This window comes from Paracoccus marinaquae (assembly GCF_018860165.1).
In the GTDB taxonomy this organism is placed as follows: domain Bacteria; phylum Pseudomonadota; class Alphaproteobacteria; order Rhodobacterales; family Rhodobacteraceae; genus Paracoccus; species Paracoccus marinaquae.
Genome location: NZ_JAHKNG010000126.1, coordinates 1 through 1,297, shown reverse-complemented (window position 1 = coordinate 1,297; position 1,297 = coordinate 1). Strand labels below are relative to the sequence as shown.

1 protein-coding gene is annotated in these 1,297 nt (G+C 65.1%); it reads left to right on the top strand.

The window, feature by feature from the left end; all coding sequences use genetic code 11:
* Positions 1 to 1,297 (top strand): DUF4158 domain-containing protein (locus tag KNW02_RS20605; protein WP_216035041.1); only part of this gene is annotated, 1,297 nt, incomplete at both ends.

Sequence of the window (1,297 nt, the reverse complement as noted above, 5' to 3'; positions counted from 1 at the left end):
ACATCTACGGTTACAAGATGTTCACCGGGCGGGGCGCACGAGACCTGAGGGCCTGGCTTGAAGGTGCGGCCGAGACTGCCCGGTCGAACGAGGATCTGGCGCGGCGCTTCGTCGAGCAATGCAGGGCGTCCCAGAGCATCCTGCCCGGAATCACGGTCATCGAGCGGCTTTGCGCGGATGCGCTTGTAGCCGCTGAACGACGGGTCGATGCCCGGATCGCCCGTCGGCTGGACGATGACATACGGACGCGGCTCGATGCTCTGTTGACCGAAGATACGGGCGGCTCGGTCACGCGGTTTGTCTGGCTGCGTCAGTTCGAGGTCGGGCGGAACTCGGCTGACATGAACCGCCTGCTGGACCGCCTGGAATACCTGCAGGCTTTGGAACTGGACCGGGGCATTCTGGCGGATGTGCCGCTGCACCGGATTGCGCGCCTGCGCAGGCAAGGAGAGCGCTACTTCGCGGGGGATCTGAGGGATATCTCGGATGATCGCCGCCTCGCCATCCTTGCGGTCTGCGCGCTGGAATGGCGCAGTGCCATTGCCGATATTGTGGTGGAGACCCACGACCGGATCGTCGGAAAGACCTGGCGCGAGGCGAAATCACGATGTGACGCCCGGATGGACGATGCCAAATCGGCGCTGAAGGACACCCTGCAATCCTTCAAGACATTGGGAGCGGCGCTCCTGGAGGCGCATGAGGACCGGGCCTCGCTCGAAGAGGCCGTCGGCAATGCCGGAGGATGGATATCCCTCAAAGGGCTTGTCGCCACGGCTGCACAACTGACCGACACGTTCGCCGCCGATCCGCTGGCGCATGTCGGTCACGGTTATCATCGCTTCCGGCGCTATGCGCCTCGCATGCTGCGGGCGCTGGAGATTTGCGCCGCGCCCGTGGCGGAGCCGCTGCTGGCGGCGAGCGTGATCATCGCAGGCAGGGAGACGACTGACGGCCGGCCGCTGACCTTTCTGCGCCGCACCTCAAAGTGGCATCGCCACCTGAATGGCGACGATGAGCACCGAGTATGGGAGGTCGCGGTCCTGTTCCATCTGCGTGAGGCCTTCCGTTCCGGCGATATCTGGCTAGCGCATTCGCGTAGGTACGGCGACCTGAAGGACGCGCTGGTCCCGGTCGAGGCCGCCCGCGACACGCCGAGGCTGGCCATGCCCTTCGAACCTGAGGCCTGGCTGACGGATCGTAGGCTGCGCATGTCCGATGCTATATGCCGCCTGGCGCGCGCGGCAAGGACCGGTGCGATCCCCGGTGGCTCCATCGAGGACGGCAACTTGAAAATCGA